Here is a 22325-nt window from a genome sequence, read left to right as displayed (position 1 = left end):
TCTGCCTTGTTTCAGGGCCCCCGCCCATGCCCGTCCCTGGACACCTAACGCAAACTTAATTCAGCGGCCCGCCAAATGCAAAGAGGGTGTTAAGTCTGGCGCCGTCCGGTCCGATCAACGGCGGCCCGCGACTTCGACGAAGGCCTCGCGCGCCGCCGCCAGGGTGCGCTCGATCACCGCCTCGTCGTGCGCGCTGGAGACGAACCCGGCCTCGTAGGCCGACGGCGCCAGGAACACCCCGCGTTCGAGCATGGCGTGGAAGAAGCAGTTGAAGGCCCCGATATCGCAGGCCGTGGCCTGGGCGTAGGTCTCCACCTTCTGGTCGGTGAAGAACAGGCCGAACATCGCCCCGACCTGGTTGGTGGTGACGGCCACACCGGCATCGCGGGCCGCCGCTTCCAGCCCCGCGCACAGGGCCGCGGTGGTGGTGCTGAGTCGTTCGTGGAAGCCTGGTGCCTGGATCAGCTCCAGCATCGCCAGGCCCGCGGCCATCGCCACCGGATTGCCGCTGAGGGTGCCGGCCTGGTAGATCGGGCCGGACGGGGCGATCTGCTGCATCAGCGCGCGGCGGCCACCGTAGGCGCCGACCGGCATGCCGCCGCCGATGATCTTGCCGAAGGTGGTCAGGTCCGGAGTGATGCCGTAGTGCGCCTGGGCGCCCCCCAGCGCCACGCGGAAGCCGGTCATCACCTCGTCGAAGATCAGCAAGGCGCCGTGCTGCGTGCACAGTGCGCGCAAGTGCTGGAGATAGCCCGCGCGCGGCGGAATGCAGTTGGCGTTGCCGACGACCGGCTCGATGATCACCGCGGCGATCTCGCCGCCCAACTCCTCGAACAGCTGCGTGGCGCCGTCGAAGTCGTTGTAGCTCAGGGTCGAGGTCAGCTCGCTCAGGCCGGCCGGCACGCCGGGGGAGGTGGGCACGCCCAGGGTCAGCATGCCGCTGCCGGCCTTGACCAGGAACGAGTCGCCGTGGCCGTGGTAGCAGCCTTCGAACTTGACGATCCGCTGGCGGCCGGTGGCGCCGCGGGCCAGCCGGATGGCGGACAGTGTCGCCTCGGTGCCGGAGTTCACCATGCGCACCATCTCGCAGGCCGGGACCAGGCGGGTGATGGTCTCGGCCATGGCGACCTCGGCCGGGCACGGCGCGCCGAATGACAGCCCGTCGGCGATCGCCCTGGCCACGGCCTCGCGGACGGCCGGATGGTTGTGGCCGGCGATCATCGGCCCCCAGGAGCCGACATAGTCGATATAGCCATTGCCATCGACGTCGTACAGATAGGCGCCCTCGGCGCGCTGGACGAAGAACGGCTCGCCGCCCACCGACTTGAACGCCCGCACCGGCGAGTTGACCCCGCCGGGGATGAGCTGCTGGGCGCGGGAAAACAAGGCCTGGGACTGCGAGGTGTTCATGACGGGATCCTGGTGGTGCGCGTCTTGGCGGTGCCAAGCGCTGTGATGATCGTTGCGTGCAAAACCGACTCGCTGCCGCCTGGGCGATTTGCGCATCGTGGGGCGCCATTGTCGCGACTTCCGCGTTGCCAGGCATCTTCCAGACAGTTTCAGTGCGAACGGACTACCCGGGTAGCGGGGACCTACCCGTCGTAATTCGGCCTCAAACGGCCATCTTGTTGCCCTGGCATGACACATTCCGAAATATCTCGTTAATGACACGGCGCTGACGAAGAGTTTGCGCGTAGCTTTCACGAGGGGTCGCCCATCGCAGCTTCAATGCCTGCACCGACGTTTCAAGCACTTCTTGTCTTACTTCACACCTCGGGGAACAAGCTCAATGAATCGACTGATCCGCAAGAGCGCGCTGGCGCTTGCGTTGACGTTTGCAGTACAGGGCGCCTATGCGCAGTCCACCTCCGGCAGCATCGTCGGTAACGTGGCGGACACCGCCGGGACCACGGTCCTGCTGGAAAACAACAGCGGCTTCAGCCGCGAGGTCCCGGTCGATGCGCGTGGCCGTTACTCGGCGACCAACCTGCCGCTGGGCACCTACAAGGTCATCGTCAAGCGCGACGGCCAGGTGGTCGAGACCCGGGAGAACATCAGCCTTACCGTCGGCGCCGCCACCGATGTGTCCTTCGCCGCCGGCACCGCGGCCGGTGCCGGCGTGCAGACGCTGGACGGCGTGTCGGTGAGCGCCTCAGCCGTCAGCCCGATCGACGTGACCAGCGTGGATACGCGCACCGTGATCACCGCCGAGCAGCTGGCGGTGCTGCCGCTGGGCCGCACCGCCGAAGCCATCGCGCTGCTGGCGCCGGGCGTGGTCAACAACGCCGGCGGCTTCGACAATGGACCCCTCGGTGGCTCCCTGGCGAGCTTCGGTGGATCGGCTGCCTCGGAGAATGCTTACTACCTCAATGGCTTCAATACGACCGATCCGAGTCGGAGCCTGGGCGGACTGACGCTTCCGTATGGCGCCATCGACCAGCAGGAAATATTCACCGGTGGCTACGGCGCGCAATATGGTCGTTCCAACGGCGGCGTGATCAATCAGATCGGCAAGCGCGGCACCAATGAATGGAAGTTCGGCGCCGCGGTGATCTGGGAGCCCAACGGCCTACGTGCCAAGCCGCGCGACATCTACTGGCGTCCCGACAGCCAAACGGCATCCACGAACAATACCGCGTACAACTTTGCTCGTTCGGCCAATGGGCTATACCAGCCGCAGAGCGAAGCCGAGTCCAACCAGACGACCTACAGTGTGTATGCGGGCGGGCCAATCCTGCAGGACAGGCTGTTCTTCTTCTTGGCAGGCGAAGAGGTCAAGTCCGACGGCGTACGAGTTCTAAGCAATCGCGATGCAGGCGCGAATTTGTTGCGAAACGGCGTCGGCCTCAACCGTGGTTGGACAGATTACGAATACACCCAGCGACGCTGGTATGCCAAGCTGGACTGGTACATTACAGATGACCATTTTCTAGAGTTCACCAGTGCTGGTGACAAGTCCGAGACCGGCGGCCAGATCTATACCTACGACTACAAGAATCGTGAGCGCTTGGCTTACTACACGGACGAGGCCACGCAAGAAGCCGGTCCCACACTGAACTCTGCCAAGTACACCGGTTACTTCGGTGACGCGGTGACAGTGACCGCGCTGTACGGAAAGATGCGCACACCGGACCGGGTCACGCCGTTCAATTATGATCCGGCCAATGGTCCAGTGATTAACCCGGATGCGCAGAATCCAGCCTACACGGGAGGCGGAACGATCGCGGGAAGGCAGCAAGTCCGCGATCCGATTTCCGCCTCTGACCGCGCCTACGAGAAAGACAATCTACGGCTGAATCTGGAGTGGCGACTGGGGGATCACACAGCCAGCATCGGTATCGACAACCAAAAATCTGAAGGCATCAATATCGGTACCAGCCTGCCCGGACCTGGATACTCTTGGACATACGGTCAGACACGCGATCCTTACGGCCTGACAACCGGCGGATTGGTGAGCCAGTCGGCCAACGAGGCGGGTGGCGTCGGTGCACCGAGTCCTGGCCTTGTGGATCCGGTTTACGGCTCGCAGGGCTACTACGTTGTTCGCTCGGTCAACACCAGCTTGTACTCCTATGAGGCCAAGCAGCGTGCCTACTACGTGGAAGATAAGTGGCAAGTCACGGACAATTTATTGCTCAACCTCGGCCTGCGTAAGGACGAGTTCACCAACTACACTCCTTTTGGCGACCCCTATATCGAGGTCAAGGATGCCTGGGCGCCGCGCCTGGGCTTCAGCTGGGACGTAAACGGCGATTCCAGTCTGAAGGTGTATGGCAGCCTTGGCCGCTACTACCTCGGCCTGCCGCTGTCGCCCGTAGGTTTGTTCACCCCGGCGATCAGTACCGACACTTACTTTACCTATAGCGGCATCAACTCCGACGGCACACCGATCATCTCCCAGCAGCTCGGTTCTGCAGTTTCGGCGAACTCGCGCTTCGGCCGCATCGCCGATGTTCGTACCGCGGTAGTCAAGGACATCGAGGGAGAGAACCAGGATGAGATCATCTTGGGTTTCACCAAGGAGCTGGAGAGTGGCTGGGTCTTCGGCGTGCGTGGGACGCACCGTCGCTTGAATGCCGGTATTGATGACCAGAATTATGACGTCTCCAATACCGCTCTGATCGAGGCTGCAGCCGCGCAAGGCGTGACGATCGATTGGTCAAAGGTCTCCGGTGCTGCGCTGATCAATCCTGGCCAGACCAACACCTGGGGCGTGATCGGCACTGATGGGCAGTTCCATGAAGTCTCCGTCAGCCGCGAAGCGGCCGGGTTCCCGCGCTTCAAGCGCAACTACTCGGCATTGGAGTTCAACTTCGAGCGTCCGTTCGACGGCACCTGGTATGCCAAGGCCAACTATGTGTGGTCACACAGCTACGGCACGACCGAGGGTCAGCTGCGGTCGGACCTCTGGCGCACGGGCGGTGCGCTCGGAAGTTATCAGGGCCAGGCGGCGGTTTCCACGACGCAGAGCTGGGACCACGCAGCGCTGATGGAGCACGTCAATGGCGATCAGTCCAACGACCACCGCCATCAGTTGAAACTGTATGGCTACTACCAGTTCACGCCGGAGTGGGGCGCCTCGTCCAACTTCAGCCTGATCTCCGGTTCTCCGCGGCCCTGCCTGGGCAACTACTACGGCGACAACTACACCGGCACTGATCCGGCAGGTTATGGCAGCAGTGCAATCACCGGCGGCCCATATCGCTTCTGCTACAACCCGGCGACGGGCGAGGGTGAGGCGTCGCCCCCGGGTTCGCGTGGCCGCCTGGGCTGGATTGCCCAGTTGGACCTGGGCGTGACCTACAAGCCTTCCTTCGCCGATGGCAAGCTCGCCTTCCGCTTCGACGCGTTCAACATTACCAACGAGCAGACTGCGAGCAATATCTATCCTTTCTCGCAATTGCCCGATGGTTCGCAGAACCCGCTGTGGAACCAGCCGGTGGCATATCAGACCCCGCGCTACGCGCGCCTGACCGTCAGCTACGACTGGTAAGGACCTGCAACATCGGCCCCGGACACCGGGGCCGACACGTGGAATACTTCAAGTGGAACCACGACGCCGCGGCACATCCGCGGCGTCGTCTTGTTCCACAACGCAATCGGGAGAACGAGTGATGGTGGGTATGAAGAGGAAGTTCCTGGCCGCTGCGCTGGCGGCATGCGTGGTGGGGGTGTCCGGCCAGGGGCTGGCCAAGGACGTGGTGGTGTCCGAGAAGGCCCGGGCGCTGCAGGCCAGCGCGATCAACCTGGATACGCACCTGGATACGCCGGCCCTGTTCGGCCAGCCGGGGTGGAAGATCACCGACCGGCATTCCTTCCAGGGCGACGGCAGCCAGATCGACTATCCGCGCATGGTCGAAGGCGGCCTGGATGGCGGTTTCTGGGTGGTCTACACCGGCCAGGGGCCACTGGACCAGATGGGCAAGCTCAAGGCGCGGGACTTCGGTCTGAAGCGGCTGGGCGAGATCCGCGAGATGGTCGCGGCCAACCCCGACAAGTTTGAGCTGGCCACCGTGGCCGGCGATGCGGCGCGGATCAAGGCCGAGGGCAAGAAGTCGGTCTACATCAGCATGGAGAACGCCTACCCGCTCTCGCACGACCCCACGCTGCTGAGCTATTACTACAAGGCCGGCCTGCGCATGCTCTCGCTGGTGCACGGCAGCCACAACGATTTCGCCGACTCGGCCGGCACCGCACCGGGCGCGGTCACCGCGCGCGAGGGCCTGACCGAGAAGGGCCGGCAGATGATTATCGAGGCCAACAAGCTCGGCATCATCCTGGACCACTCGCACGCCTCGCCGGCAGTGTTCGACCAGATGATCGCCCTGTCCAAGGCCCCGATCATCCTGTCGCACAGCGGCGCCTGGGACGTGTACCCGCACCCGCGCAACCTGGACGACAAGCGGCTGAAGGTGCTGGCCGCCCACGGTGGCGTGATCCAGGTCAACTCGCTGGGCGGCTATCTGATCGATACCGGGGCCACGCCTGAGTATCGGGCCGAGCTGGGCAAGATCTACCAGTCCTTCGGTGGCCGTCGCGGGCTCGATGCCGACGCGCGCAAGCAGGCAATGGCGCAGATCGCCGCGCTGGATGCCAAGTACAAGATCAAGAAGGCCAACTTCGACGACTACATGCGCCACCTGCTGCACATCATCAAGGTGGCCGGCTGGGAGCATGTGGGCCTGGGCGCGGACTGGGACGGCGGCGGTGGCGTGGCCGGCTATGAAGACATCACCGCGCTGCCCAAGGTGGTGCAGGCGCTGCTGGACGCGGGCTACAAGGACGAACAGGTGCGCGCCATCCTCGGCGGCAATACCGTGCGCCTGATCGAGCAGGTGCAGTCACTGGCCGACCCGGCTGCGGTCAAGGCTGCGTTGGAGTAATCCGGGCGATCGGCGCCAAGGCGCATTGCGCAGTCGCCAGCGGCCCGGCTTGGGTCGCTGGCGCTGCGGTCTGGATGCGTCGACGGCGCTGCAGCCCCCGCCAGCGGGGGAGACCCGGCAAGGGGTGCCCAGTGCAGGTAAGGCACGGCGTCTTCGACCAACGCCGGCCGTGCCGGCTTCAGCGCCAGCGTGTCCTCGTTATCCGCCGAACACAGGCTGCAACCGGCCAGTCGTGTCATCGCCCGCATCGCCGGTTACCCGAGGTCCGCGCCACCTGCGGGGTTGTGCGCGGGATCGCAGACAGCGCGCCACGTCGCTGGTTGATCGCTGGACGTCGTCTTTCCGGTGATCGCACTTGCGCGACATGCCCGCCGGGGCACGCGGGAAGCTGTGTGACAATGGGCGTCCCGACTCCAGTGACGATCAGATGCCCGAGCACGACGCTTCCGCCTACCGCAACTGGATGTGCGTCGTCTGCGGATTCATCTACCGCGAAGCCGACGGCTTGCCCGAGGAAGGCATCGCACCTGGCACGCGCTGGGAGGACGTGCCGGAGACCTGGACCTGCCCGGATTGCGGCGTGACCAAGGACGATTTCGAGATGGTCGAGCTCGACTGATCCCGGTCTGCGCTGCCGCACCCTTTGAATGATGGAGATCGCATGAGCGCGTTGCTGGAGACCGTGGAGCGCGAAACCGCGCACAACCCCACCTGGTCAGTGCTGTGGCTGCATGGCCTGGGCGCCGATGGCCATGACTTCGCGCCGATCGTGCCGGAGCTGCTGCGCCCGGGCTGGCCGGCGCTGCGCTTCGTGTTCCCGCATGCGCCGGTGCGTCCGGTCACGATCAACAACGGCATGCGCATGCGCGCCTGGTACGACATCGCCGGGATGGACTTCGCCACGCGCGCCGACGCGGCGGGCGTGGCGGCTTCGGTCGAGCAGGTGGAGGCCTTGATCGCGCGCGAGGCCGAGCGTGGCGTGCCGCCGCAGCGGGTGCTGCTGGCCGGCTTTTCCCAGGGCGGCGCCATTACCCTGGCGGTGGGCACGCGCCGCCATCAGCCGCTGGCGGGCCTGATCGCCCTGTCGACCTATCTGCCCGATCCGGCGGGCCTGGCCCGCTATGGCACGCAGGCGGCCACGGTACAGCCGGTCTTCGCCGCCCATGGCAGTCACGACCCAGTGGTGCCGTTCGCGGCCGGACAGGCCAGCGCGCAGGCCCTGCAACAGGCGGGCTACAGCGTGGACTGGCACAGCTATCCCATGGCCCACCAGGTCTGCGCCGAGCAGATCGCCGACCTGACCCGCTGGGTGGACGCACGCTTCAGCGCGGGCTGAGGCCCTGCGTCTTCACGGCGGCGCGGGTGACGCCGGCGCGATGGGGCGGTTAACCTTGGGCCGACGGACGGTGCCGGTCGAGGCCGCGGGAGGGAGCTGCGATGAAGGTGGTGATCGCCGACGATGAGCCGCTGGCGCGTGAGCGCCTGCGGAGCCTGCTGGCCGAACAGGCCGGCACCGAGCTGGTGGCCGAGGCCGACAACGGGCTGGAGGCCCTGCAGGCCTGCGCCGAGCACAAGCCGGACCTAGTGCTGCTGGATATCGCCATGCCGGGGATGGATGGGCTGGAGGCCGCGCGTCACCTGGCCGCCTTCGAGCCGCGCCCGGCCGTGGTCTTCTGCACCGCCTACGACGCGCACGCGCTGTCGGCCTTCGAGGCCGCGGCGATCGACTACCTGATGAAGCCGATCCGGCCCGAGCGCCTGGCCTCGGCGCTGGAGCGCGCCCGCACCCTGCTGGCCGGGCGCGAGACCCAGGCGCCGGTCAGCGGCCAGGCCAAGGCGCCGCGCAGCCACCTGTGCGCCCGCATGCGCGGCAGCCTGCGGCTGATTCCGATCGAGGACGTGCACTACCTGCAGGCCGAGGAGAAGTACGTGGTGGTGCACCACGCGCGCGGCGAGGACCTGATCGAGGAATCGCTGAAGTCGCTTGAGGATGAGTTCGGCCCGCGCTTCCTGCGCATTCATCGCAACTGCCTGGTCGCCCGCCACGAGCTGGTGGAGCTGCGGCGCGACGGCGAGGGCCATACGCATGCGATCCTGCGCCACGGCCGTGCGCCGCTGGAGGTCAGTCGTCGCGCCCTGTCGCAGCTGCGCGAACAGGTCAAGGGGCTTTAGCAGCCGCTGCCGGCAGGCGCAGGCTTCATACTATGCGGATGAAGACCATCCGTATCGCCACCCGTAAGAGCCCGCTCGCGCTGTGGCAGTCCGAGCACGTGGCCCAGGGCCTGCGGCGCGTGCATCCGGGCATCGAGGTGACGCTGGTGCCGATGAGCACGCGCGGCGATGAGGTGCTGGACCGCTCCTTGGCGGCGATCGGTGGCAAGGGCCTGTTCCTGAAGGAGCTGGAGCACGCCATGTTGCGCGGCGAGGCCGATTGCGCGGTGCACTCGTGCAAGGACGTGCCGATGGAGCTGGAAGGGCCGTTCGCGCTGCCGGCCATCCTGGAGCGGGCCGACTACGCCGATGCCTTCATCTCACTGCGCCACCCGACCCTGGAGTCGCTGCCGCAGGGCGCGCGCGTGGGCACCTCTTCGCTGCGCCGGCAGGCGCAGCTGCGCGCGCTGCGCCCGGACCTGCAGCTGCTGGACCTGCGGGGCAACATCAACACCCGCCTGGCCAGGCTGGAAACGGGCCACTACGACGGCATCGTGCTGGCCTGCGCGGGCCTGCAGCGCCTGGGGCTGGAGGCCAGGATCGGCCAGCGCCTGATCGCGCCGGACTGGCTGCCGGCGCCGGCACAGGGCGCGATCGCCATCGAAGCGCGCAGCGACGATGCGCAGATGCTGGCGCTGCTGGCCGCGCTGGACCACGCACCGACCCGCGCCTGCGTGGAAGCCGAGCGCGCCATGAATCGCGCCCTGCACGGCAGCTGCCACGTGCCTGTCGCCGCCCTGGCGCAGTGGCAGGACGGTACGCTGCAGCTGATGGGCATGGTTGGCTCGGCTGCCGATGGCCGCCAGGTGCGCAGCCAGGCAGCCGGCGGCGCCAATCCAGAGAATCTCGGCCACCAGGTCGCCGAAGCCCTGCTGGCCAACGGCGCCGATGCGCTGCTGGCGGAGCTCACGGACACCTGAGTCAGAAACCGGGGTCAGAGTGCACTTTCTCTGGCACCTCGCGTGCAGAAGCCGGGGTCGGGAGTGCGCTTCATCTATGACCTCGCATCGCAGTCAGCGCACGCGCGAGCTCCAACACGCTTTGGTCTACGGCGCCCCGATGTCGGAGGTGGCTGTGGCGAAGGCTGCAAGTGAGCCGCCTCCCGAGTCGGAAGCTGCACTCTGACCCCGGTTTTCGACCCCGGTTTTCGCTTTGACTTTGGCTTTTGTGGGAGCGGCTTCGGCCGCGAAGGGCTTTGCCGGGCAAGCCCCTTCGCCGATAAATCGGCTCCCACAGCGGTCACTGGGGCGCTGTTGCCGCAGGCTCAGAAGGCGTAGACCACGTTGGCGGTGGTCAGGGTGTCGGTCTTCTTGGTGTCCGGCAGGGTGTTGGTGTTGTGGCGTGCTTCCAGGCCGACCTTCAGCGCCAAGGCCTGGGTCATGCTGACCTGCACGCCCAGCTCGTTCTTGATGAAGGTGTTCTCCGAGCCGGACTCGACCAGCAGGCGGTCGTAGACCGAGGTGGTATCGGTGAACTGGTGGGAGAAATCCATGAAGCCGCGGGCGATCAGTTCGTTCTCGTGCACCCGCAGGTCCTGCAGCTTGGACCAGCGGTAACCCGGGCCGACTTCAAAGGTCAGCTTGGTGCGGTCGTTCTTGATCGTGTCGATGCCGTAACCCAGCGAATAGGTCCACTGGTACTCGTTGACCGCGTAGTGGTCGCGCTCGTTGCGCAACGAGCTGAACCAGTAGCTGCGGTCGGTGATGCTGTAGCCAGCCGTGGTGAACAGCTCATAGCGACGCGAGGTTTCCTCCTGGTCGGCCTCGGCATATTGGAACGCGCCGCCGAAGGCGTAGCGCCACTTGTCTTCCTGCATCTTGGTGTTGAACTTGCCGACCAGGGTGGTGCTGTCGCTGTTGCCCTTGGCCATGGCCAGGCCCAGTTCGGCCGATCCGGTCCACTCGCCAGGCGCGGGGTCCTTATTGTCCTGTGCCAGGACGGGCAGGGCAGTGGCGAGGGCGAGCAGGGTAGCGGCGGGACGCAGCCAGGACTTGGGGGGCATGGAGTGCTCCTCTTGGGAAATGGAAGATGGTGGGGCGATACGGACGCGTGGTGGCACGCCGCCGCGTCGGGGCGTGCCACGACCGCCGGAGAAGGCGAACCTAGCGCAGGGTGTAGACCACGTTCATCGTGGTCAAGGTGTCGGTGGTCTTGAGGTTGGGGTCCACCAGGGTGTTGTGACGCACCTGCCAGCCGGCCTTGAGGGCCAGGTGGCGGTTCATCGAGACCGAAACGCCGAAGTCGTTCTGGCCGTAGGTGTTCTCCGCGCCGGCCTCGATCAGCAGCGTGTTGCTGAGCTCGGTGTTCTGGGTCAACGCGTAGCTGATGTCGAAGTAGCCACGGCCGATGAAGCCGGCCTCGATCGCCTTGTCGTCGGCGTGTCGCGCCCACTTGTAGCCCGGGCCCAGCTGCAGATCGAGCTGGAACTTCTCGTAGTCCCACAGGCGCGTGCCGTAGCCGATGCTGAAGACCGCCTGGCGGTCATAGCTGGCAAAGCCGTCGCTTTCCGCACGCAGGGCCGCGGCCAGCTGGCGGAACTCGGCCAGCTTGCGCGCGCTGCTGGTGGACAGGGTGTAGCGCTCGGCGGTTTCCTGGCGGCCACGCACGACGCGGCCATCCTCTTCCACGCGGGTGTACTCGGAACTGGCGCGCAGGCCGGCGATGTTCAGCTTGTGCAGCCAGTCGCTGTCCTCGTAGGTCAGGCCGGCCTTGGTGTTGAGGCTTTCGGTGGTGCTGTTGCCCGTGGCCGAGGCGAAACCCAGTTCACCGCGGCCGCTCCAGGGCGAGCGCATGACCGGCGTCTTGTCGGCGGGCTCGCAGTTGCACGGCCCGTGCGGCACCGGCATGACCTGGACCGGTGCCGGCGCCTGCACTGCCACCTGGGTCCCGGGAATGGCGGGCTGGGTGACCGGCGTTGCGGGTGCCATCGCATACATCAGCAGGTGAAGGAATGCGGACGGGGCAGCTGCAGGCATGGGCGAGGAACCGGACGGTGGGGGCGGGAGAGCTCGGCGGGCGAGGGTGGAAGCGCTTCCAGTCTAGCCCCGCGACCGGGGTGTCGCAAGGCAAGTGACTGTCCAGCATGGGATTTTTGTCATGCCTGACACGCATGCACCAGGCAACGCCGCCGGGTCTGGAAGGTCATTCGGGGATCGCGACCTGCAGCGTGGGGTCGTCCAACCGCGAGTAGCGCAGGGTCATCAGGTACGGCCCGGCCTGGCCCTGGCCGCGATGGCGCAGCTGCAGCGGGCGGCCGTCCGGGTCGATCCAGTACTCGAAGGCCACCGGCCGCTGCGGATCGCCGCTGACCACCTGGTACTTGTGGGACAAGGCGCCGTCCACGCTGTCCTGACCCTGCGGCTGCACCCACAGGTGGCCGCGCGCGGCCTGCAGCTGCAGTGGGTCGCGCCATTGGGTCAGCAGGTCCTGCTCCACCGGCACCTTGGTCAGGCGACCGGCCGCCTGCAGGTACAGGGTGGAACCGATGATCACCTGGGGGCCGGCCGGCAGCACCAGGCGATAGCGGTCCGGGGCGACGAAATCCAGCGATTGCTCGACGTGCTGGCTGCCTTCCAGGGTCATCTCGGCATGGAAGCTGCGCGCCTTGGCGAAGCGCTCCATGGACGCGGCCACGCGGGCGGCGGCCTGGGCATCGTGGCCGGCGGGCGGCCCGGCGCTGGGCGTCGGCGTGTCGGTATCGACGGCGGCGGCCGGGGGAGCCGTCGCGGCCGGGGCCGGGGCTGGCGGTGCCGTGCGCGCACCGGGCGCGGGGGCGGGATCGGCACACCCGACCAGGGTGGAGGCCAGCAGCAGGCCGGGCAGCAGGCGCAAGCGCATGATCTGTTCCACGAAAAAGTGGCCGGCATTGTCGCAGCCGTGGGCTGAGCGGGGCCGTGCTGGCGCCAAGCACACCGGCGGTCGGCCATAATCGCCGGCATGGACAAGATCGAACGCATCACCGCGCTCCACCGCATTCTCAAGGCCGCCCGCTACCCGGTGACGGTCAAGCGCCTGCAGGATGAACTGGGGTGCTCGCGCGCCACGGTCTACCGGGACCTGGCCTACCTGCGCGATGCGCTGATGGCGCCGATCGAGGGCGATGGCGAAGCGGGGTTCCGTTACCAGTCCGGCGAGAGCGATCGGTTCGAGCTGCCCGGCCTGTGGCTGAGCTCGGATGAACTGCACGCGCTGCTTGCGGCTCAGCAGCTGCTGCTGCGCACCGGCGGCGGGGTGCTGTCCGGTGCGCTGGCGCCGCTGCAGAAGCGCATCGAGGGCCTGCTGGCCGATCACGCAGGCGGGGATCGCTGGCCGGTCGAGCGCGTGCGGGTGATCCCGCACCGCGGCCGCAAGCTGGACGAGGCCAGCTTCCGCTGCGTGGCCAGTGCGGTGATCGAGCGCAAGCAGCTGGCGTTCGAATACCGCGCACGCTCGACCGACGAGCGCACCCGGCGCGTGGTCTCGCCCCAGCGCATCACCCACTATCGCGACAACTGGTACCTGGACGCCTGGGACCACGGCCGCGAGGCGCTGCGCAGCTTCGCCGTGGACCGGATCGGCAATGCGCGCGTACTGGAGGAAGCCGCCAGCGACCTGGGCCGGGAAGAGCTGAGCCAGCACCTGGCCTCCAGCTACGGCATCTTCTCCGGCGAGCCCAAGGGCTGGGCCACGATCGTCTTCAGCGCCAAGGCCGCGCGCTGGGTCGCCGACGAGCAGTGGCACTCCAAGCAGCAGGGCCGCTACCTGTCCGATGGCCGCTACGAACTCAAGGTCCCCTACAGCGCCTCGCGCGAACTGCTGATGGACGTGCTGCACTACGGCTCGGACGCGGAGATCGTCGAGCCCAAGTCGCTGCGGGAACAGGCCAAATCGCTGCTGTCGCTGGCGTTGTCCAACTACAGCTGAAGGCCGCCATTGCCGCTGCGTGGTGCGGCGGCGATGGACCAATTTTGAACCGCTTTGCGTGTTTATTCGCGTTCCGGCACTACGCGCTTTTGTGGGAGCGGCTTCAGACGCGAAGGGGCTTTATCGGGAAGGCCTCTTCGCGGCTGAAGCCGCTCCCACAGTGGGTCTCTCGAAGTAAAGCCAACAGTGGGTCTCTCACGGTAGAGCCATCGGTGGGCGGTCCAGGGCAGAGCTCCCACCGGCGCGCGTCGCCGGGTCCATGCCTGGCACGCCACCGGCGAGTCCGTTACCAGGCCTGCGCGATACGCCACTCGAACCGCGTGTTTGCCGCATTGACGGCCAGTCGGGACAATAGGGACCCCTTTGGTGACGGAATCCCCCGATGTCCATCCTCCGCATGACCGATCTGGACCTTGCCGGCAAGCGCGTGCTGATCCGCCAGGATCTCAACGTGCCGATCGACAAGGGCCAGATCACCTCCGAACAGCGCATCCTCGCCTCGGTGCCCACCATCAAGGCCGCGTTGGAGAAAGGAGCCGCGGTGATGGTCACCTCGCACCTGGGTCGCCCGAAGGAAGGCACCTGGACCGAGGAGGATTCGCTGGCGCCGGTCGCGCAGCGCCTGACCGCCCTGCTGGGCCAGGACGTGCCGCTGGTGCGCGATTGGGTCGATGGCGTGGAAGTCGCACCCGGCCAGGTGGTGCTGCTGGAGAACTGCCGCATGAACGTGGGCGAGGGCAAGGACGATGAGGCCCTGTCCAGGAAGTACGCGGCCCTGTGCGATGTGTTCGTCATGGACGCCTTCGGCACCGCGCACCGCGCCCAGGCCTCCACCCACGGGGTGATCAAGTTCGCGCCGGTGGCCGCCGGCGGCCCGCTGCTGATGGCCGAGCTGGATGCCCTGGGCAAGGCGCTGGACAACCCGGCCAAGCCGCTGCTGGCCATCGTCGCCGGCAGCAAGGTCTCCACCAAGCTGGAGCTGCTGTCCAACCTGGTGGGCAAGGTCGACCAGCTCATCGTCGGTGGCGGCATCGCCAACACCTTCATTGCCGCAGCCGGCTACGACGTGGGCAAGTCGCTGTGCGAGCCGGATCTGCTGGACACCGCCAGGAAGATCGTGGCCGATGCCAAGGCGCGCGGCGCGGAGATCCCGCTGCCGACCGACGTGGTGGTCGCCAAGCAGTTCCTGCCCGATGCGGAAGCCACGGTGCGGCCGGTCGATGCGGTCCAGGCCGACGAGCTGATCCTGGATATCGGCCCGGACACCGCGCAGGCCTACGCGGCGCTGATCGCCAAGGCCGGCACGGTGGTGTGGAACGGCCCGGTCGGCGTGTTCGAGTTCGATGCCTTCGGCAAGGGCACCGAGACCCTGGCGCGCGCCATCGCGGCCTCGCCGGCGTTCTCCATCGCCGGTGGCGGCGACACCCTGGCGGCGGTGGACAAGTACGGCATCGCCGAGTCCGTGTCCTACATCTCCACCGGTGGCGGCGCGTTCCTGGAGTTCCTGGAAGGCAAGACCCTGCCTGCGGTGGCCGCACTCGACGCACGCGGTTGATGCAATCGGCCGCGCCCGACGCGTGGCATCCCGCAAGCCCGGTTCGGCACGCATGACGCGTGCCGGACCGGGCTTTTTCGTTGTTCAAGGAGCCAACATGTCCCCCCTCCCCGTTTTGTTCTTCGACCTGGACGGCACGCTGATCGATTCCGAGCCCGGCATCGTCAACGGCATCCAGCACGTGTTCGCCTCGATGCAGCAGCCCGTGCCCGCGGCGGGCGCGCTGCGGTCCTGGATCGGTCCGCCCATGCGCGACAGTTTCCAGGCTGTGTTCGAATCGCCCGAGCAGGTCGCGCAGGCGCTGGCGCTGTATCGCCAGCGCTATGACACCCTGGGCTGGCAGGAGCTGACGGTCTATCCGCAGATTCCCGAGCTGATCGCGGCCTTGAAGCACGCCGGTCATCGGCTGGCGGTGGTGACCTCCAAGAACGAGCGCTCGGCGCGGCAGATCTTGGCGGGCCTGCCGTTCGGCGAGTGCTTCGAACAGATCATCGGCGCCAGCGACGACGGCAGCCGGCGCTTCAAGGTCGACCTGATCGCCGAGGCGCTGGCCCGCCTGCAGCTGCGGGTCGAGGACTGCGTGATGATCGGCGACCGGCGCATGGACATCGAAGGTGCCGCCCAGCACGGCATGCGCAGCATCGGCGTGCTGTGGGGTTTTGGCGACGTGGAGGAACTGACCGAGGCAGGGGCAAGCCACACGGTCGATTCGCCTACCGCACTACGCGAACTGATCGCCGGGCTGGCGTAAGACCGCTGCAAGACCACTTTCGCCGCGTCGCAGCAGGAAATCCGGGGTTCGGCGAGACCAAAGCGATACCACTGTGATACCGGCCGCGTCCCTGGCCGCTGCACGTAACCCCGTATTTTCCGGAAGTTTTTTCGCCGCTGCGCGACGTGCACGCGGCCTTGACGGGCGAGCGACTAGCGCCCTGGGACAGCTGTGCTAGGTTGCGCGCCTTCGGAGGGAAGACCATGACCAAGACACGCCAGCGCCGCACCAAAATCCTCGCCACCCTGGGACCGGCCACCGACGCCCCCGGCGTCCTCGAGGCGATCCTGCAGGCTGGCGTCAACGTGGTTCGCCTGAACTTCTCGCACGGCGACCCGCAGGGCCAGCGCGACCGCGCCGAGGCCGTGCGCGCCGCTGCCGCCAAGCTGGGCGTGGAGGTCGGCATCCTGGCCGATCTGCCGGGTCCGAAGATCCGCATCGAGCGCTTTGCCACAGGCAAGGTGCAGCTCAAGACCGGCGATCGCTTCGACCTGATCGCCAGCACCAGCGCCCCGGCCGGCGACACCCAGCAGGTCGGTGTCAGCTATCTGGGCCTGCCCGGCGACGTGGAGGCCGGCGACGTGCTGTTGCTGGACGACGGCATGATGCAGCTGCGTGTCACCGCGGTGGAAGGCGAGCGCATCGTCACCGAGGTGCTCAACGACGGCGTGCTGTCCGACCGCAAGGGCCTGAACAAGCAGGGTGGCGGCCTGTCGCTGGGCGCGCTGAGCGACCGCGACCGCGAGCTGATCGCCATTGCCGCCGACATCGGCGTGGATTTCATCGCCGTGTCCTTCTGCCGCAATGCCGCGGACATGGAAGAGGCGCGCAGCATCGCCCGCAAGCACGGCAGCGACGCCTTCCTGGTGTCCAAGATCGAGCGTACCGAGGCCATCGAGAACCTCAAGGAAATCGTCGGCGCCAGCGACGTGGTCATGGTCGCTCGTGGCGACCTGGGCGTGGAGATCGGCGATGCCGAACTGCCGGGCCTGCAGAAGCAGATCATCCGCGAGTCGATCGAGCAGAACAAAGTGGTCATCACCGCCACCCAGATGCTGCAGTCGATGGTGGAAAGCCCGCTGCCGACCCGCGCCGAGGTCATGGACGTGGCCAATGCGGTCATCGACGGCACCGATGCGGTGATGCTCTCGGCCGAGACCGCCGCCGGCACCTATCCGGTGCGCGCGGTGGAGGCGATGGCCCGCATCTGCGTGGGCGCCGAGCGCTCCTTCGAGATGGACACCGATTTCGAGGCGGCCCAGCGCAACCTGCAGCGCGCCGACCATGCCATCGCCATGGCCACCATGTTCCTGTCCGAGCACATCGGCCTGGGCGGGGTGGTGGCGCTGACCGAGTCCGGCGGCACCGCGGGCTTCCTGTCGCGCTTCCGTTCCTCGGTGCCGGTGTACGCGTTCTCGCGCCACGACGGCGCTCGTCGCCGCATGGCGATGATGCGGGGCGTGTACCCCATCGCTTTCGACAGCCGCGGCATGGTCCCACGCGAGGCCGCGCGCGCCTCGATCCATCTGCTGGTGCAGACCAATTTCCTGGAGGCCGGCGACAAGGTGGTGTTCACCAGCGGCGAGCACATGGAAACCCACGGCGCCACCAATACCCTGCGCCTGCTGGAGGTTGGTCCCGACGGTCGCGCCAGCGGGCTTGGCGAACTGTGACGGGCAACCCGCTGCCCTGATTCAAGTTTCCGTCGTTCCCGCCGTTACTGACACGAGACGCCGCGCTCCGGCTTGAGGGGCGCGGTTTGTGAGGTGGTGTCAGGAGCGCGGCGATGGGGGCGGAGGCCAGGGTGGATGGGCTGGAACAAGAAGCGTCGGCGCTCGCGCAGCGGCCCAACATTCACTGTGTCGATCAGTTCATCGATGCGGCGCCGGTGCGCGACCTGGTGGCCAGCGAGGACATCCGCGACGACAAGGGCCGCGTGCTGTGGACGCAGGGCCAGCCGGTTACCGCCGAGATCCGCGAGCGACTGCTGGCGCGGCGGCTTGCGCAGCCGCTGGAATCGACGCTGGCCTTTCGCGATGGCCTGACCGCACTGGAGCTGGCCGACGCTGCACGCGCGCTGCTGGCCGAATGCGAGCCACTGGCGCGCCTGATCGGTCGCAATGCGCAGCAGGTCCTGGCCCTGTTCGGCCGCGTGCGTTTCGCTGGTGCGCCCGGGACCATGCTCTGCACGCTGTCGGTCAATGATCGCCCCGCCATGCGCTACGCGCTGGCCACCGGCATGGCCGCCGCCGCGCTGGCGGCGATGCAGGGCAAGGCCGAGAACATCATGCTCGATGCGCTGCAGGCCGGGCTGATGCGCGACCTGGGCGAGCTTTACCTGGATCCCACGCTCAAGGGCGACACCCGCAAGCTCAGCTTCGAGCAGTGGCGCAGCACCTGTGTGCATCCCATCGTCAGCGCCGCGCTGCTGCGCGATGCCGGCGTGTACGCAGATCAGGCCATCCTGGCCATCCGCGAGCATCACGAGCGCCTGGATGGCACCGGCTTTCCCGGAGGACTGATCGAGCACCGCATCTCCCCGCTGGGGCGTCTGCTGCTCACCGCCGACATGCTGGCCGGCATCCTCATCAGCGAAGGCCATGCCGCGCTGCGCGCGCAGCTGGCCTTGCGTCTGATCCCGGGCCAATTCCCGCGCGATGCGATGGCGCTTGCGAGCGAGCGTCTGCGGGTGGACATGCGTCAGGTGCGGATCGAGGTGGATCTGCCCAAGCTTGAGAGGATCGCCGACGATGTGCTGCAGGGCCTGCAGCGCGCGCGCAAGGAGGCGGCCCTGCTGGAGAGTCTGTCCAGCCTGAGCGACAGCGAGCGCCGCCTGGCCGCGCGCCTGCGACTGCAGTCGGTGCAGTTCGAAATGGCCTTGCACGATTCCGGCGCGATGACCGCGCTGGGCCACCAACGCAGCGCGCTGGCGGGCGACCGGGAGATCGTGTCCGAGTTGTACCTGGTGGTGCGGGAGATGTCCTGGCGCCTGCCCGGCCTGCGCCGCCACGTGGAGCTGTCCGTGCGCGAACATGCCCGCGACCCGGCGTACTGGAGCGGCTTGCTCAACGCCCTGCGGATCGACATCGATCCGGCCGCCGTGGACGCGGCCTGAGCCGCATCCGGTGTGGCTGAAGCCGGGGCGTGCGCGGGGCGAACGGGGGCGGGGGCTATACTGGCGTCCCCGATTTTCCGTATGACTGGACGCGCATGAGCATCGAACAGCTGGCCGAAACCGCACAGGCCATGGTCGCTCCCGGCAAGGGCATCATCGCCATCGACGAATCGACCGCCACCATCGGCAAGCGCTTTGCCAGCGTCGGCATCGAGAACACCGAGGAGAACCGCCGCGCCTACCGCGAGCTGCTGCTGACCACGCCCAGGCTGAGCCAGCACATCTCCGGCGCGATCCTGTTCGACGAGACCCTGCGCCAGTCCACCAAGGACGGCACGCCGTTCGCCAACTACCTGGCCAAGCAGGGCATCATTCCCGGCATCAAGGTCGACAAGGGCACCACCGCCCTGGCCGGCTGCCCGGGCGAGCTGGTCACCGAAGGCCTGGACGGCCTGCGCGATCGGCTGAAGGAGTACTACAAGCTGGGCGCGCGCTTTGCCAAGTGGCGCGCGGTCATCAACATCGCCGAGGACATTCCCTCCGGCACCTGCATCGAGGCCAATGCCCACGCGCTGGCGCGCTACGCCGCGCTGTGCCAGGAGCAGGGCCTGGTGCCGATGGTGGAGCCGGAGGTGCTCATGGACGGCGACCACGACATCCAGACCTGCTATGAGGTCACAGAAGCCACGCTGCGCTCGCTGTTCGGCGCGCTGCACGAGCAGGGCGTGCTGCTGGAAGGCACCATCCTCAAGGCGTCCATGGTGCTGCCGGGCAAGGACTGCGACGAAGACGCCGATGTGGAGGAGGTGGCCGAGTCGACCATCATGTGCCTGAAGAGCACCGTGCCGGCGATCCTGCCGGGAATCGTGTTCCTGTCCGGCGGTCAGTCCGACGAGGACGCCACCGCGCACCTGGACGCGATGAATCGCGTGGGCAACCTGCCCTGGCCGCTGAGCTTCTCCTACGGTCGCGCGATGCAGCAGGCCGCGCTGCAGCTGTGGTCCAAGGACCTGAAGGGCAATGTCGCCAAGGCCCAGGCGCTGGTGTTCGAGCGCGCCAAGGCCAACGGCTTGGCCGCGCAGGGCAAGTGGGAAGGCTGAGCGAGATTCGCTCACTTCTCACGCCGCCGAAAACAGTCGCGGGTGACGAACTCGGCGCGCTTGCGGCACAGTCGAGTCCATCTGCATCTGGCTGACGATCGAAACGCAAGGTGCGCCGCGCTGCAGTCTGCAGAGCGCGCTTTGGTGGATTTACTGAGCGCTTGGATGTTCGCTAGGGACTTGACCGGGCGCCGTTGCGCTGTCTGACGATCACGCCGACATTGTGTTCTCGCCAGCCATATGACGCGGATGTGTTGTCATGACCGACGATCCGCATCGAAACACGGCGGGACGCGCGGCGCCTGGTCCATGGGGCCAAGCAGTGGCTGGATGGTGCGGAAGCAGATCCGGGATCGTCGTTTCCCTGTCGCATCGTCATTCCAGCAGCCACAGTATCGGCTGCACGTCCACGCAATCGCAGCACGCCTGCACGCGTGCCACACCATCCAGGAAGTGCTGCGTTCGCTCGTGCCGGGACAGGGCCTGCGCGTCGGCCCAGCGCTCCAGCAGGAAGAAGCGGTGGGGCGAGCGGCGTCCTTGGGCGATCCGATAGTCCAGGCATCCCGGCTCCAGCAGACTGGCCTCACGCAAGGTCCGCAGGCTGTCGTGCAGTTCCTTGGTGCGTCCTTCCGAGGCTTGCAGCATCACGATCAGGTTAACAGCCAGCATGTCAGCCCGCCGGCGGTCGCGCGATCTCGCCCGCACGGTGCGCATGCCTGCGCGCCAGCCACCACAGCGGCGCCTGCGCCAGCAGCGCCAGCGCCGCGCCGGCCCAGGGCGTCATCGCCAACTGTTCTCGTGCGACCAGGCCGCTGCCCAGCGTCTGCCCCAGGGCGATGCCGAGATTGAAGGCCGAGATGTTCAGCGCCGAGGCGAAATCCACCGCGCGCGGTATCCAGTGCTGGGCCGTCTCAAGCATGCCGGCTTGGCAACCCGGCGACAGGCCGAAGGCGAGCAGGCCCCAGGCGAGTAACAGCGGCACCATCGCCCACTGCCACGGCAGTGCCACGGCCAAGGCCAGCAGCACCACCAGCAGTCCGGCCAGCATGCGCCGCAGCGCTAACGTCCACCCCAGGCTGGACGCCCAGCGCCCGCCGGCGAGATTGCCGACCAGGGTAGCGACGCCGAACACCACCAGGAGCAGGCTGGCCGTCTGCGTGGAGAAGCCGGTGATCTTGGTCAGGATCGGCATGATGAAGGTAAAGGCGGCAAAGCTGGCGCCAAAGCCGAGCACGGTGATGCTCATCATCGCCAGGATCGGCACGCGGGTCAGCGACGCCAACTGCGCGCCTGCCGGTCCGGCCGCCGGTGTCGGCAGCGTCGGCACCCACTGCGCCGTCGCCAGCCAGGCCAATGCCGCCAGTGCCGCCACCGCGAAGAACGGAAGGCGCCAACCCAGCGCGTTGCCGACAAGGCTACCCAGCGGCACGCCGATCACCATCGCCAGGGTCAAGCCGGCGAACATCGCCGCGATGGCGCTGCCGGCCCGGCCCTCGGGCGCGAGCCGCGCCGCGACGGTGGAGCCGATGGCGAAGAAGCTGCCGTGGGCCAGCGCCGTCAGGATGCGCCCCGTCAGCAGCAGTTCGTAGCTTGCGGACAGCGCCGACAGCAGGTTGCCGATCAGGAATACCGCTACCAGCGCCAACAGCAGCGGCTTGCGTGGCAGTCGCGCCAGGGCCAGCACGACGATGGGCGTGCCCAGCGCCAGCGCCAGCGCATAGAACCCGACCAGCCGACCGGCGCGCGCCAATGGCACGTCCAGGTCGTCGGCAACGGCCGGCAGGATGCCGACCACGATGAACTCGGCCACGCCGATGGCGAACGCCGTGACCGCCAGCGCCCAGACGCCGGGATGAGTGCGATGCGCCGGGCTCATGCGCGGCCTGCGGCTCGCAAGGCAATGGCCTGATCCGCTTCGACCGTGGCGCCGGCCACGCCGACGGCGCCGATCGCTTGGGCCCGTGCGTCGCGCAGCACCACGCCGCCACCAAAGCTGATGAGGCCGCCATTGGTCGCCTCCAGTGTGTAGATCGCACCGCCTGGGTGCGCCGTCGCGCCCAGCTCCAGGCTGTCGGTGCGGAACAAGGCGGCCGTGCGCGCCTTCTTGATCGCAACGTCGATCGCACCGGCGACGGCGTCGTCCTGCCGCAGGAAGCCGCGCAACAGGCCGGCCTCGTCGACGACGGCGACGTTGATGGCAAAATGCTGTTCACTCGCGAGCGTACGAGCGCGCTCGATGATCTGCTGGACTGTGGATTCGCTCAGGGAAGAAGGCATCCCGAAACCC

General features: G+C 67.3%; 19 protein-coding genes. 12 read left to right on the top strand and 7 right to left on the bottom strand.

All coding sequences use genetic code 11. From position 1 onward, the window contains the following. Positions 1 to 114: 114 nt before the first annotated feature. Positions 115 to 1410 carry a glutamate-1-semialdehyde 2,1-aminomutase gene (hemL, locus tag EPA99_RS03015; protein WP_129469685.1) on the bottom strand — a complete coding sequence of 432 codons (1296 nt, stop codon included), beginning with the start codon at positions 1408 to 1410 and terminating at the stop codon, positions 115 to 117. Between the two features lie 379 nt (positions 1411 to 1789). Here hemL and EPA99_RS03010 point away from each other — a divergent pair, with 379 nt between their 5' ends. The 6 genes from EPA99_RS03010 (at position 1790) to hemC (ending at position 9514) form a co-directional block, all read left to right on the top strand. Next, positions 1790 to 4993 (top strand): TonB-dependent receptor, encoded by a 3204-nt coding sequence (locus tag EPA99_RS03010; protein ID WP_129469684.1) that lies wholly within the window; start codon positions 1790 to 1792, stop codon positions 4991 to 4993. 130 nt (positions 4994 to 5123) lie between these two features. After that, a complete protein-coding gene (locus EPA99_RS03005) occupies positions 5124 to 6383 on the top strand; it encodes a dipeptidase (RefSeq protein ID WP_129469683.1) in 1260 nt (419 codons plus the stop codon). 427 nt (positions 6384 to 6810) lie between these two features. Next, positions 6811 to 7002 (top strand): rubredoxin, encoded by a 192-nt coding sequence (locus EPA99_RS03000; RefSeq protein ID WP_129469682.1) that lies wholly within the window; start codon positions 6811 to 6813, stop codon positions 7000 to 7002. A gap of 42 nt (positions 7003 to 7044) precedes the next feature. Beyond that, positions 7045 to 7719, top strand: coding sequence for an alpha/beta hydrolase (locus EPA99_RS02995; RefSeq protein WP_129469681.1), 675 nt, complete (start codon positions 7045 to 7047; stop codon positions 7717 to 7719). 101 nt (positions 7720 to 7820) lie between these two features. Then, entirely contained in the window at positions 7821 to 8555 is a 735-nt protein-coding gene (locus tag EPA99_RS02990; protein WP_129469680.1) for a LytR/AlgR family response regulator transcription factor, read from the top strand. Between the two features lie 38 nt (positions 8556 to 8593). Continuing rightward, positions 8594 to 9514 (top strand): hydroxymethylbilane synthase, encoded by a 921-nt coding sequence (gene hemC, locus EPA99_RS02985; RefSeq protein WP_129469679.1) that lies wholly within the window; start codon positions 8594 to 8596, stop codon positions 9512 to 9514. A gap of 344 nt (positions 9515 to 9858) precedes the next feature. On the opposite strand, the gene EPA99_RS02980 is transcribed toward hemC, so the two are convergent. From EPA99_RS02980 to EPA99_RS18800, 3 genes are all read right to left on the bottom strand, one after another. Continuing rightward, on the bottom strand, positions 9859 to 10596 hold the full coding sequence (locus EPA99_RS02980; protein ID WP_129469678.1) for a DUF481 domain-containing protein: 738 nt from the start codon (positions 10594 to 10596) through the stop codon (positions 9859 to 9861). Positions 10597 to 10696: 100 nt separating this feature from the next. Then, positions 10697 to 11440 (bottom strand): DUF481 domain-containing protein, encoded by a 744-nt coding sequence (locus tag EPA99_RS02975; protein WP_425479154.1) that lies wholly within the window; start codon positions 11438 to 11440, stop codon positions 10697 to 10699. Positions 11441 to 11735: 295 nt separating this feature from the next. After that, positions 11736 to 12431, bottom strand: a complete 696-nt coding sequence (locus tag EPA99_RS18800; RefSeq protein ID WP_206733670.1) for a hypothetical protein — start codon at positions 12429 to 12431, stop codon at positions 11736 to 11738. 99 nt (positions 12432 to 12530) lie between these two features. On the opposite strand from EPA99_RS18800, the gene EPA99_RS02965 reads away from it, so the two are divergent. The 6 genes from EPA99_RS02965 to EPA99_RS02940 all read left to right on the top strand — a co-directional run bounded on the left by EPA99_RS02965 (position 12531) and on the right by EPA99_RS02940 (position 20038). Further along, positions 12531 to 13496, top strand: coding sequence for a helix-turn-helix transcriptional regulator (locus tag EPA99_RS02965; RefSeq protein WP_129469676.1), 966 nt, complete (start codon positions 12531 to 12533; stop codon positions 13494 to 13496). 382 nt (positions 13497 to 13878) lie between these two features. Then, positions 13879 to 15051: a phosphoglycerate kinase gene (locus EPA99_RS02960; protein WP_129469675.1), complete on the top strand. Its 1173-nt coding sequence runs from the start codon at positions 13879 to 13881 to the stop codon at positions 15049 to 15051. Between the two features lie 97 nt (positions 15052 to 15148). Beyond that, on the top strand, positions 15149 to 15802 hold the full coding sequence (locus EPA99_RS02955; protein ID WP_129469674.1) for an HAD-IA family hydrolase: 654 nt from the start codon (positions 15149 to 15151) through the stop codon (positions 15800 to 15802). A 224-nt stretch (positions 15803 to 16026) separates the two neighbouring features. Beyond that, positions 16027 to 17496: a pyruvate kinase gene (gene pyk, locus EPA99_RS02950; protein WP_129469673.1), complete on the top strand. Its 1470-nt coding sequence runs from the start codon at positions 16027 to 16029 to the stop codon at positions 17494 to 17496. 113 nt (positions 17497 to 17609) lie between these two features. Further along, a complete protein-coding gene (locus tag EPA99_RS02945) occupies positions 17610 to 18938 on the top strand; it encodes an HD domain-containing phosphohydrolase (RefSeq protein WP_129469672.1) in 1329 nt (442 codons plus the stop codon). A gap of 95 nt (positions 18939 to 19033) precedes the next feature. Then, entirely contained in the window at positions 19034 to 20038 is a 1005-nt protein-coding gene (locus EPA99_RS02940) for a class I fructose-bisphosphate aldolase (RefSeq protein ID WP_129469671.1), read from the top strand. A 375-nt stretch (positions 20039 to 20413) separates the two neighbouring features. Here the strand turns inward: EPA99_RS02940 and EPA99_RS02935 are convergent, their stop codons facing one another. From EPA99_RS02935 to EPA99_RS02925, 3 genes are read right to left on the bottom strand one after another with little or no spacing between them, the layout of a single operon-like run. Further along, positions 20414 to 20707 (bottom strand): putative quinol monooxygenase, encoded by a 294-nt coding sequence (locus EPA99_RS02935; RefSeq protein ID WP_164978537.1) that lies wholly within the window; start codon positions 20705 to 20707, stop codon positions 20414 to 20416. A gap of 1 nt (position 20708) precedes the next feature. Continuing rightward, on the bottom strand, positions 20709 to 21914 hold the full coding sequence (locus tag EPA99_RS02930; RefSeq protein ID WP_129469669.1) for an MFS transporter: 1206 nt from the start codon (positions 21912 to 21914) through the stop codon (positions 20709 to 20711). Then, entirely contained in the window at positions 21911 to 22315 is a 405-nt protein-coding gene (locus tag EPA99_RS02925) for a GlcG/HbpS family heme-binding protein (protein WP_129469668.1), read from the bottom strand. The genes EPA99_RS02930 and EPA99_RS02925 overlap by 4 nt, the downstream gene beginning before the upstream one ends. Positions 22316 to 22325: the final 10 nt, after the last annotated feature.

It is taken from the genome of Pseudoxanthomonas composti (assembly GCF_004122095.1).
GTDB classification, from domain to species: Bacteria; Pseudomonadota; Gammaproteobacteria; order Xanthomonadales; family Xanthomonadaceae; genus Pseudoxanthomonas_A; species Pseudoxanthomonas_A composti.
This window is presented reverse-complemented; position numbering and strand designations above follow the sequence as displayed.

What these genes read in the sequence shown, in the direction of transcription:
- hemL (WP_129469685.1), bottom strand. Translation starts at nt 1,410, where the DNA reads ATGAACACCTCGCAGTCCCAGGCCTTGTTTTCCCGCGCCCAGCAGCTC.
- EPA99_RS03010 (WP_129469684.1), top strand. Translation starts at nt 1,790, where the DNA reads ATGAATCGACTGATCCGCAAGAGCGCGCTGGCGCTTGCGTTGACGTTT.
- EPA99_RS03005 (WP_129469683.1), top strand. Translation starts at nt 5,124, where the DNA reads ATGAAGAGGAAGTTCCTGGCCGCTGCGCTGGCGGCATGCGTGGTGGGG.
- EPA99_RS03000 (WP_129469682.1), top strand. Translation starts at nt 6,811, where the DNA reads ATGCCCGAGCACGACGCTTCCGCCTACCGCAACTGGATGTGCGTCGTC.
- EPA99_RS02995 (WP_129469681.1), top strand. Translation starts at nt 7,045, where the DNA reads ATGAGCGCGTTGCTGGAGACCGTGGAGCGCGAAACCGCGCACAACCCC.
- EPA99_RS02990 (WP_129469680.1), top strand. Translation starts at nt 7,821, where the DNA reads ATGAAGGTGGTGATCGCCGACGATGAGCCGCTGGCGCGTGAGCGCCTG.
- hemC (WP_129469679.1), top strand. Translation starts at nt 8,594, where the DNA reads ATGAAGACCATCCGTATCGCCACCCGTAAGAGCCCGCTCGCGCTGTGG.
- EPA99_RS02980 (WP_129469678.1), bottom strand. Translation starts at nt 10,596, where the DNA reads ATGCCCCCCAAGTCCTGGCTGCGTCCCGCCGCTACCCTGCTCGCCCTC.
- EPA99_RS02975 (WP_425479154.1), bottom strand. Translation starts at nt 11,440, where the DNA reads ATGCCGGTGCCGCACGGGCCGTGCAACTGCGAGCCCGCCGACAAGACG.
- EPA99_RS18800 (WP_206733670.1), bottom strand. Translation starts at nt 12,431, where the DNA reads ATGCGCTTGCGCCTGCTGCCCGGCCTGCTGCTGGCCTCCACCCTGGTC.
- EPA99_RS02965 (WP_129469676.1), top strand. Translation starts at nt 12,531, where the DNA reads ATGGACAAGATCGAACGCATCACCGCGCTCCACCGCATTCTCAAGGCC.
- EPA99_RS02960 (WP_129469675.1), top strand. Translation starts at nt 13,879, where the DNA reads ATGTCCATCCTCCGCATGACCGATCTGGACCTTGCCGGCAAGCGCGTG.
- EPA99_RS02955 (WP_129469674.1), top strand. Translation starts at nt 15,149, where the DNA reads ATGTCCCCCCTCCCCGTTTTGTTCTTCGACCTGGACGGCACGCTGATC.
- pyk (WP_129469673.1), top strand. Translation starts at nt 16,027, where the DNA reads ATGACCAAGACACGCCAGCGCCGCACCAAAATCCTCGCCACCCTGGGA.
- EPA99_RS02945 (WP_129469672.1), top strand. Translation starts at nt 17,610, where the DNA reads ATGGGGGCGGAGGCCAGGGTGGATGGGCTGGAACAAGAAGCGTCGGCG.
- EPA99_RS02940 (WP_129469671.1), top strand. Translation starts at nt 19,034, where the DNA reads ATGAGCATCGAACAGCTGGCCGAAACCGCACAGGCCATGGTCGCTCCC.
- EPA99_RS02935 (WP_164978537.1), bottom strand. Translation starts at nt 20,707, where the DNA reads ATGCTGGCTGTTAACCTGATCGTGATGCTGCAAGCCTCGGAAGGACGC.
- EPA99_RS02930 (WP_129469669.1), bottom strand. Translation starts at nt 21,914, where the DNA reads ATGAGCCCGGCGCATCGCACTCATCCCGGCGTCTGGGCGCTGGCGGTC.
- EPA99_RS02925 (WP_129469668.1), bottom strand. Translation starts at nt 22,315, where the DNA reads ATGCCTTCTTCCCTGAGCGAATCCACAGTCCAGCAGATCATCGAGCGC.